Below are 9781 nucleotides of genomic sequence, written 5' to 3' on the forward strand. Positions count from 1 at the left end.
GTTCAACGGGATTATGCTGCGACAACAATCCCCTTTTCGGCAAATGCGGATCGTAGCCGGTGGGCGAACGCCAGTGCGTGCTCGCCGTCGCCATGCAGACAGACCGTTTGCGCCGTGACCTTCGCCCATTCACCGGTGATACTTTTGACTCTGCCGTGTTGCACCATCTCTAGCGTTTGCTCCAGCGCCTGTTCTTCGTTTTCAATCAACGCGCCCGGCTGGCTTCGCGGCACCAGCGAGCCGTCGGCCTGATAGCCGCGATCGGCAAACACTTCCTCACACGTTGCCAGGCCATTACGCTTGCCTGCTCGGATCAGCTCGCTTCCCGCCAGTCCAACGAGAATCAATGCCGGATCGCAAACGTAAATCGCTCTGGCGATAGCGTCTGCCAGTTGTGCGTCTTTCGCCGCCTGGTTGTATAACATGCCGTGCGGTTTGACGTGGCGCATCACGCCACCTTCTGCACGAGTAATCGCTGCCAGCGCGCCAATTTGATACAGCGTCTGGGCGTAAACCGTTTCCGGCGGCAGTTGCATGGCGCTACGTCCAAAGTTTTCCCTGTCGGGAAAGCTCGGGTGAGCGCCAATCGCGACACCATTTTTTATTGCTTCACGCACGCTTAGCAGCATGGTTTGCGCGTCGCCTGCATGAAATCCACAGGCAATATTGGCTGAGGAAACCAGCGTTAACAGTTCAGCGTCGCTGGCGCAGCCTTCGCCCAGATCGGCGTTCAGGTCAATTTTCATTGTGCAGCCGCCACGCTAATTGTTCGAAATAACGTTGCTGATCCTGGCGCGCTTTCAGTGCCTCTTCCAGCGAACACTGGACAAAATGAATGGGCTGTCCGAGTGGGATTTGCGCCAGATGGTACATGTCGGCTTCAATAATACAGGCAATGCGCGGGTAACCGCCGGTGGTTTGCGCGTCGTTCATCAGAACAATCGGCTGACCGTTATGCGGCACTTGCACCACACCCGGCAGCAAACCGTGAGATAACAGTTCGCGATCGGTGGTGCGTTTTAAAATTTGCCCCTGTAAGCGATAGCCCATGCGGTTACTTTGCGGGCTAAGTTGCCAGGGTGAACGCCAGAATGCATCCTGCGAGGCGCGATCGAACTCATGATATTCCGGCCCCGGCAAAGCACGAATGCGGTTGCCCCACAGTAGCTGTTTAACGCCCTGTGCTTCCATAAAATCACGCTTCGCTTTGCCAATCGGGAGTCGGTCACCATCCTTCAGTAAACGCCCTTCCAGCCCGCCAATCCCCACTTTGAGATCGGTACTGCATGACCCCATAACTGGCGGAACATCAATACCGCCTGCGACCGCCAGATAGCTACGAACGCCATGTTGCGGCCGTTTAAGGGTTAAACGCTGGCCTGCTTTCATCGGCAAGCGCCAGCCGGTCCAGACAGCGTTATCATCCAGCCGCGCTTCGCAACCTGCACCAGTCAGGGCAAACCAGCCGTCGCGTTCAAATTCAACCGTTAACTGACCGAGCGTGATTTCCAGTGCGGGAGCGTTGGCATCGTTACCCACCAACAAATTAGCAATACGCAGCGCGGGTATATCCAGTGCGCCGCAGTGGCTGATACCCGACTGACGAAAACCGTGACGACCACCATCCTGCACGGTGGTATACATCCCCGCACGAATAATTTTCAACATACTCCCTCCCTCTGCGGCACAAAGCGCACGCTGTCTCCGGGACGTAACAAGATGGGTTCGTCCCGCGTCGGGTCAAACAAACTGAGCGAGGTATGGCCTATTAATTGCCACCCCCCCGGCGTTGCCAGCGGATAAATTCCAGTTTGCGACCCACCGATCCCGACAGAACCTGCCGGAACGAGCAAACGCGGTTCAGCGCGTCGCGGGGTGTGTAGTTGTTCCGGCAAACTACCGAGATACGGGAAGCCCGGTTGAAAACCTAAAAACCAGACCACGTATTCCACGGAGGAGTGCAATTCAACGACCTGTTTTTCACTCAACCCACAATGCGCCGCGACCACCGACAAATCCGGCCCGCCTGCGCCACCGTAAACCACCGGGATTTCGATATAGCGTGACTCCGGCTCCAGCGCCTCACTCTCCTCCCACCAGCGTTGCAAACGTTCAATGGCATCCAGCGCCAGCGACTCAGGATTACGCAAAATCACCGTAATATTGTTCATGCCGGGAATGGCTTCCACCACATTCGGCATATCAACCAGACGCTGCACCAGACGCCAAATCCGTTTCTGGCTGGCCAGCGTCACCGGCGGTTCCAGTTCCAACACTACCGCCGTTTCACCTATCAGATAACAACGCGCTCGTTGCACTTTCGATCCCTCTGATTATTCGTTATGCCGGATTAGGAATATCAATAAAAGTCACTTCAAGATCGGTATTTTCATTCAACCACTCACTCAACGCGCGAATACCGCCGCGTTCGGTGGCATGGTGACCTGCAGCATAAAAATGCAATCCCTGCTCGCGCGCCGAATGAATGGTCTGTTCAGAAACTTCACCAGTGATAAATGCGTCCACACCAAAACGCGCGGCGCTATCGATAAAACTTTGCCCGCCGCCGGTACACCATGCGACACGCTGTACTATCTCAGGGCCTGTATCACCGCACCATAACGGCTTGCGTCCCAGACGCGCTTCAATCCAGGAAGCCAGTTCCAGCCCCGGCACAGGCATGGTCAATTCGCCCCACGGCACCAACGGTTCAATTTCGCCCATGACCGTGATCCCCAGTAACGCCGCCAGTTGTGCGTTATTGCCAAGCTCCGGATGCGCGTCCAGCGGCAGATGCCAGCCATACAGGTTGATATCATTCGCCAGCAATGTTTTTAAACGGTTACGCTTCATGCCGCGAATTACCGGGGATTCACCTTTCCAGAAGTAGCCATGATGCACAATGACCGCATCCGCGCCCAGACGCACCGCTTCATCGAGCAGCGCCTGGCTGGCGGTGACACCGGTAACAATTTTTTGCACCGTCTCTTTGCCTTCCACCTGCAAACCATTCGGCGCGTAATCACTTATCGCCGCGCTGTTCAGTTTCTCGTTAATCAGTTGTTCCAGTTCGGTGTTTTTCATCTTCGCGCCTTCCGTATTCTGATAGCTACACCGTTAACATAGCGTTACCTCGCCTGTTCGTCGATAGCCAATCTTTTGACATATTAAGAAACAAACAGGCGGCCAAAAGGCGCAAATTGTTTATCTCATCACACTACAGTTCATGTATATTTATGCAAACAGACAGCATATTGCATAAATAATCAGATCTGTATCAAGGTTTTAACTTTAAGGAAACACACGCACACCGCGCTTTTATTACGTGGCGTCGCATCCAACTGTGGAATTATCATGAATAAACACGCATCACAGCCGCGCGCTATCTACTACGTTGTCGCGCTACAAATCTGGGAATATTTTAGCTTCTACGGAATGCGCGCCCTGCTGATTCTCTATCTCACCAATCAACTGAAGTACAACGATACCCACGCTTACGCGTTATTCAGTGCCTACTGTTCACTGGTATATGTCACGCCAATTCTTGGCGGCTTCCTGGCCGATAAAGTGCTCGGCAACCGTATGGCGGTAATGCTGGGAGCGTTGTTGATGGCGGTCGGGCATCTGGTGCTGGGTGCCAGCGAGATCCATCCGACATTCCTCTATTTGTCGCTGGCGATTATCGTCTGCGGCTATGGCCTGTTTAAATCCAACGTCAGTTGCCTGCTTGGCGAACTCTATGAGCCAACCGACCCGCGTCGTGATGGCGGTTTCTCGCTGATGTATGCGGCAGGTAACGTGGGTTCTATTATCGCCCCAATCGCCTGTGGTTACGCCCAGGAAGAGTACAGCTGGGCAATGGGCTTTGGCCTGGCTGCGGTCGGGATGATCGCCGGGCTGGTCATTTTCTTATGCGGCAATCGTCACTTCGCTCATACCCGGGGCGTTAATAAGGAGGTGCTGTGTGCGAAAAACTTTCTCCTGCCGAACTGGGGATGGCTGCTGGTTCTGCTGGTCGCAACACCTGCGCTGATTACTGTATTGTTCTGGAAAGAATGGTCGGTATACGCCTTAGTTGTTGCCACGGTGATTGGACTGGCGGTGCTGGCAAAAATTTATCGCAAAGCAGAAAACCAGAAACAGCGTAAAGAACTGGGGCTGATTGTTACCCTTACCTTCTTCAGTATGTTGTTCTGGGCCTTCGCACAACAGGGCGGCAGTTCGATTAGCCTTTATATCGACCGTTTCGTTAACCGCGATATTTTCGGTTATACCGTTCCGACCGCTATGTTTCAGTCGATTAATGCCTTCGCAGTCATGCTGTGCGGGGTGTTCCTGGCGTGGGTGGTTAAAGAGAGCGTCGCGGGAAATCGTACCGTGCGCATCTGGGGAAAATTTGCTCTTGGCCTCGGTCTGATGAGCGCCGGATTCTGCATTCTGACCTTAAGCGCCCGCTGGTCTGCGATGTATGGTCACTCTTCCCTGCCGCTGATGGTTCTGGGGCTGGCGGTGATGGGCTTTGCCGAACTGTTTATCGATCCGGTAGCCATGTCGCAAATTACGCGCATTGAAATTCCCGGCGTGACCGGCGTATTAACCGGCATTTATATGCTGCTTTCCGGCGCGATTGCTAACTATCTGGCGGGCGTCATTGCCGATCAGACATCGCAAGCTTCGTTTGATGCTTCCGGAGCGATCAATTACTCCATCAACGCGTATATTGAAGTGTTTGATCAAATCACCTGGGGTGCACTGGCTTGTGTGGGGTTGGTGCTGATGATTTGGCTGTATCAGACGCTGAAGTTCAGAAATCGCGCACTGGCGCTGGAGTCTTAATAAGCGCCTGATGCGACGCTGACGCGTCTTATCAGGTCTGGATGGCTCATTAAATTTGCACTATCAGGTAGGCCGGATACGGCGTTCACGTCGCATCCGGCATCTGGGCACAATTGCCTGACGCGTCTGTTATTTCCCTTTCCTCGCCGCCTCATACGCTGCCAGCGTTCGTAATCTGGCTTCTTTGTGATCGACAATCGGCTCTGGATAATCCAGCTTTACACCCACTTTCTGTGCCCATTTCCACGGCTCATGCACCGATTTTCCCGGCACATCGCGCAGCTCCGGTAACCACTGACGGATAAACCCACCCTCGCGGTCAAATTTCTCGCCCTGGGTTGTCGGGTTGAATATACGAAAATACGGCGCGGCATCAGTACCCGTAGAAGCCGCCCACTGCCAGCCACCGTTATTGGCTGCCAAATCACCATCAATCAGTTGCGACATGAAATATCGCTCGCCTTCGCGCCAGTCGATCAACAAATCTTTCACCAGAAAACTGGCAGTGATCATCCGCAGACGGTTATGCATCCAGCCAGTACTGTTAAGCTGACGCATGGCGGCATCGACAATCGGGTATCCGGTTTTGCCTTCCTGCCAGGCCTTTAAGTGCGCAGGATTGCGCTGCCATTGCACGCGGTCGGTCCAGGCAATAAACGGACGATGTTTACACAGCGAGGGGTAATACGTTATCAGGTGCCGGTAAAACTCGCGCCATATCAACTCATTAAGCCAGACGCTACCCGCTCCACCGTCCAGCGCCTGCGGTTGTTCCGCCAGCAGGCGATGCAAACACTGGCGAGGCGATAATCCTCCCGTTGCGAGGCTTGCGGACAAACAGCTGGTGCCTTCTACCGCCGGGAAATCACGCTGTTGCTCATACTCTCCGGCACCGTTCTGGCAAAAATGGCGTAATTGCGCAATCGCCGCTTTTTCTTCCACCGGGAAATGCGCAGTATCGAAAGACTGACGAGGGTAATTCAGCGGAATCGGCGTTCCTGCTGTTATTGCCCCGCCTGGGCGCACTTTCGGTGCGGAGACGCACTCCGGCATCCCTTCCCGCAGCCGTTTCAGCCAGGCATTCTTAAACGGCGTAAAGACTTTGTACATCTCGTGATTGCCGGTCATCACCGCGCCAGGCGGCAGGATCACGCTGTCATCAAATCCTTCACACACCACGTTACACAGCGTTCTCTCAACCAGTGCATCCCGCGCTCGCTCATTCACTTCATACTGATAGTTATAAAACAAATGGGTAACGCCGTTTTCCACGCACACCTGTTTAACCATTTCAACGCTGGCGGCAAAGTCATCCACTTCATGAAATAACAAAGGAATGCCTTTTTCTGCCAGCGCGATTTGTAGCCCATTCAGTTGCGCATTGATAAATTCAGCCTGACGCGGCGACATGCTATGCGCCGCCCACTGGCGTGGTGTAGCGATATACAGCGCCAGTACGCGTGCAGACGACTTGCGGCAGGCGGCAGCCAGCGCGAGATTATCCTGCAAACGTAAATCCTGGCGAAACCAGACCAGATGGGTGGTCATAAAACTCCTGCATGGCGCAAGTTAATAACACGCGGCCAAAGTTCGAAATAACGTTGCCCTGAAAGCCAGGCGTTAGGGTAAAGCGCCATATAGTGTTTGATACGCATCAGCGGCGCAAGAAGCGGTTGCTCGCCACAGCGATAACTGTCGATAAGCGCCGCCAGTTGCTGGCGTTCTGTGGAATCAATATGCGGACGAAAATACCCCTGAACGTGCATCAAAACGTTGGTGTGATCGCGCGGGTTGGCGGGGTGAGATAGCAAAACGATTACGCGCTGGCGGTATTCATTGTAAAAATCGTCCAGATTTTGCCACTGATGAATATCTGCCACGAACGGGCCGAGCTTGCGGTACTCGGGCTGAGAATGAGCCAGAAATACGAGTTTATAGCGGCTGTGATAATCGAGAAGCGCCGCGCGAGTTAAGCCTCGCTCTTTAAGACGGTGTAACTCGTGAAGCGCGAAGATACGGATTAGGGTGCTTTCATCAAAAAGTTGTTGATTCATTACTGCTCCTGAACGGTTTACAGGAGTAAGTGTAGACGATGGGGAATGAGATTTGTGGGGAAGCATTTTGTTGGTAAAAATATTATCAACTTCATCTGAGCGTGAATCATTCCACTATTTTCCGAGCTGCACTCATTTTTTATTTTTAGGAATTAACAGTTCTCAATGCTTGATTACCTCACTATTAATTGTATTGTAAACCAATAATCACACACCATTTTTCTCTTTAAAAAACATAAAGGCTGTTAAAATAAATATTCACCTTGTTATCTTAAATACTATTTCTACATTACTCGTCTTTATAATCAAATTATTCTTATCCATAGATATTTTTGCAACTTTAAAATAGCGACTTTCACCAACGTCAGCCATGCAAATTAAACCACAAGCTCCCCCAGCCTTTGTACATGAGAAAAATCATCCATCTACTCTATTTATCCCCGAACCTTTAATACCATAATAAATCAGAATTTCGTGGTATTTTTGATCCTTCAGGCTTTCATATTTATGGTATTTAATTGAAAACCAGAGCAAGATTACTAAAGCCCGCTCCCCGCAAGGACTGATGCGATGTAGTCTCTGTCCATGACTGCTTTTCGCGTCTTACGTCTTAACCCTGCCTTGAATACCTTATATTTCGTCAAAATATTAATGGCGATATGTCTGATCCCTGAAAATAATTCTGCTGTATTTCCTCTTCTTATTTTGCAGTCGTCTTCATTCATTACCACATCCAGGAGCCAGTGCAACTTATTCTCCACGTGCCAGTGATTTCGAATCGCTGTCGTAAACTTTTCTGCGGTTAAATCAGCAGAACTGATATAATATCTGACCGTCATTTCAGGCTCCTTCTTTTTTTCTGCTATTATTGACCGAAAGGAGACTGCCACGCATAATTTTTTCAGTCCTTTCCATTCAAACGTAAAATCAATAAGTTCATCAGGGACATCGCAAACAATATGAAGACGGATTTCTTCTCTACAATATCTTTCTGGCAACCCATCGCATCAGTCGCGATCACATTTCCTTTAATATCCAACATGTTAAGAAGTTCAGGGATAGCTGTAATCTCATTAGATTTCTCATCTGTCTTAATCTGCCCGAGGACAAGACTGTGCATTGTTGAGAACGCACTAATGACATGAATCACTCCTTTGCGGCGACTCTTATCATAAGAGTGCCGGAGCTTTTTTCCATCAATGGCAATGACGTCTTTGTCATTTGAGGAATGGCAGTCACGCATCCAGTTAATAAAGCACTGGTGAAATTTTGCAGGACTGATACAGGATACAACTCTGGCAATGGTATCGTTAACAGGGATGCCATTTTTAAAATGACCATATTGCTTCAAAAAATCGAGATGTGTTTCCCCAAAATCATCTATATCTTCCTATCTTTCAGCACCGAAAATGACGGCACAGATTGTCAGCGCAGGATATCTGAAAATTTATGTTCCACTTTCCAGGCTTATCTGTAATCAGGGGTAATAGAAATATGCTCCATCATTTTTTAAGTGCCATTTAGTTCTCCTTATTTATGTAAGGAGTATTTGATTATATATAAGCTGTGAAAAACAGTTTTGAGTAATAAGGAATTGCACAATTATTGAATATATAGTGCGAATTATTTAGTGCAAAAAACAACGTTATGTGATCTTTCCCTGGGCAGCCACCCTTAATCACCGCTCACCACAAGCAACTAATTAAGGTAGTTAATCGTGGCTGAACACGATATTACGCCAGAAGTCACCATTTCCAAAACACAGCGCCGCTGTACCGTGGGTTATCTGCCCAACCGCAGCGACACGCCGGTGATCAAGATCAGCGCCAAATGGCTGAGAGAAGCAGGATTTGAGATCGGCACGGGCGTTACCGTGAAGATCTCGGAAGGTTGCCTGATCCTGCTTGCGGATAACAACGAAGTACAGGAACTGCGGAAGGAACTTTACCAGGTTAAACAGTCGGTTAAGGGGATGCGTGACGGGATGTTTAGTATGCTGAACGATAATTAAATAATAAAAAGCCGGGAAGATTTAATTTTGTTCCCGGCTTTTTTCGGCATTATTCATTTTTAGTAAACGGGTAGAGACAATCTTCAAAAAATTTCTCTCTTGTCTCTTTACTAAGTATTATATCATCTTCCTCTTCCGATTTTTTCAGCTTTGCTAAAATAAATCTTTCATTTTGAGCATGCTTTTTACTGTAGAACTCCTTTGCTTGCTGTCCTAAATCATCAATATCTAATAGTTTAGCGAATACAGAATTAATAAGAGGACTTCCCGCATATAATAAAGATTCTGTTTCTTCACATGAAAACTTCAGGTACATAATGGCTTTCTTTAAAGCCGCCACTTCCCCTTGATTTAACAACAAATTCTTATTTTTTTGCTCAACCACATTTACCTCCTCTGGATTTTACTTGGTTCTACGTCATTTTTAATCTCTGTTCATAAGGCAAGTGGGATATTATGTGGTACGGATTCTTACTTGCATAAAGTATTTCACCAAGTTTTAATCGACCAGAATGTATATATTCTAATTCAGAACTCCTGATTATGTTATTCATCTGCACGGAGTCAGCCTTAAATATAATAGCATAATCACCACGCCCTGCATGTCTGGAATTACCTATAAAAATATCTCTCATAACATCATCGGGAGACATCAATATATCACTAATATAAACTTTACCTTTTGAATTTGGTTCGATAACTCCAGAGTTCATTATACGTTCAAAACCTTCTTTATCCGTATAATGAATAAAGACATCTTCGCCACTTAATCCAAGCGGATCGATCCAGCCCAGCGGATTAGGCCCATACTGGTATAAGTTTAATCCCCCCGCCAGCCCTATCGGATCATCACCGCAAATCTAACCATTTCCCCGTTCAT

Annotated in this window: 9 protein-coding genes and 2 pseudogenes; 2 read left to right on the forward strand and 9 right to left on the reverse strand. The window is 49.2% G+C overall.

Annotated elements, in window-relative coordinates; genetic code table 11:
- Positions 1 to 11 precede the first annotated feature (11 nt).
- Genes pxpA through ybgI form a run of 4 tightly spaced genes read right to left on the reverse strand, consistent with a single transcriptional unit; the run spans position 12 to position 3084 of the window.
- Complete coding sequence (gene pxpA / locus HEM79_RS21000) at positions 12 to 746, reverse strand: 5-oxoprolinase subunit PxpA (RefSeq protein ID WP_176242719.1); 735 nt, start codon at positions 744 to 746, stop codon at positions 12 to 14.
- A complete protein-coding gene (gene pxpC / locus HEM79_RS21005) occupies positions 736 to 1668 on the reverse strand; it encodes a 5-oxoprolinase subunit PxpC (protein WP_000912703.1) in 933 nt (310 codons plus the stop codon). Before pxpC ends, pxpA begins: the two co-directional genes overlap by 11 nt.
- Entirely contained in the window at positions 1662 to 2318 is a 657-nt protein-coding gene (pxpB, locus tag HEM79_RS21010) for a 5-oxoprolinase subunit PxpB (protein ID WP_176242718.1), read from the reverse strand. The genes pxpC and pxpB overlap by 7 nt, the downstream gene beginning before the upstream one ends.
- A 22-nt stretch (positions 2319 to 2340) precedes the next feature.
- Positions 2341 to 3084, reverse strand: coding sequence for a radiation resistance protein YbgI (gene ybgI / locus HEM79_RS21015; protein ID WP_176242714.1), 744 nt, complete (start codon positions 3082 to 3084; stop codon positions 2341 to 2343).
- Positions 3085 to 3354: 270 nt separating this feature from the next.
- On the opposite strand from ybgI, the gene dtpD reads away from it, so the two are divergent.
- On the forward strand, positions 3355 to 4836 hold the full coding sequence (dtpD, locus tag HEM79_RS21020) for a dipeptide permease DtpD (RefSeq protein ID WP_001032671.1): 1482 nt from the start codon (positions 3355 to 3357) through the stop codon (positions 4834 to 4836).
- A gap of 129 nt (positions 4837 to 4965) precedes the next feature.
- On the opposite strand, the gene phrB is transcribed toward dtpD, so the two are convergent.
- The 3 genes and pseudogenes from phrB to HEM79_RS21035 all read right to left on the reverse strand — a co-directional run bounded on the left by phrB (position 4966) and on the right by HEM79_RS21035 (position 8396).
- Entirely contained in the window at positions 4966 to 6384 is a 1419-nt protein-coding gene (gene phrB / locus HEM79_RS21025) for a deoxyribodipyrimidine photo-lyase (RefSeq protein ID WP_176242713.1), read from the reverse strand.
- The gene (locus HEM79_RS21030) at positions 6381 to 6890 is read right to left on the reverse strand and encodes a YbgA family protein (protein ID WP_176242712.1); all 510 of its coding nucleotides are present in this window, start codon (positions 6888 to 6890) and stop codon (positions 6381 to 6383) included. Before HEM79_RS21030 ends, phrB begins: the two co-directional genes overlap by 4 nt.
- A 539-nt stretch (positions 6891 to 7429) precedes the next feature.
- A pseudogene (locus tag HEM79_RS21035) lies at positions 7430 to 8396 on the reverse strand (ISAs1 family transposase).
- 211 nt (positions 8397 to 8607) lie between these two features.
- On the opposite strand from HEM79_RS21035, the gene HEM79_RS21040 reads away from it, so the two are divergent.
- Positions 8608 to 8901: a SymE family type I addiction module toxin gene (locus HEM79_RS21040; RefSeq protein WP_176242711.1), complete on the forward strand. Its 294-nt coding sequence runs from the start codon at positions 8608 to 8610 to the stop codon at positions 8899 to 8901.
- A gap of 49 nt (positions 8902 to 8950) precedes the next feature.
- Here the strand turns inward: HEM79_RS21040 and HEM79_RS21045 are convergent, their stop codons facing one another.
- Together HEM79_RS21045 and HEM79_RS23075 are read right to left on the reverse strand one after the other, a co-directional pair.
- Positions 8951 to 9286 carry a hypothetical protein gene (locus tag HEM79_RS21045; RefSeq protein ID WP_065226147.1) on the reverse strand — a complete coding sequence of 112 codons (336 nt, stop codon included), beginning with the start codon at positions 9284 to 9286 and terminating at the stop codon, positions 8951 to 8953.
- Positions 9287 to 9314: 28 nt separating this feature from the next.
- Positions 9315 to 9749: pseudogene (locus HEM79_RS23075) on the reverse strand (RHS repeat domain-containing protein); the annotation flags it as partial.
- Positions 9750 to 9781 lie beyond the last annotated feature (32 nt).

The sequence above is a fragment of the Escherichia sp. 93.0816 genome (genome assembly GCF_013368855.2).
Classification (GTDB): domain Bacteria; phylum Pseudomonadota; class Gammaproteobacteria; order Enterobacterales; family Enterobacteriaceae; genus Escherichia; species Escherichia ruysiae.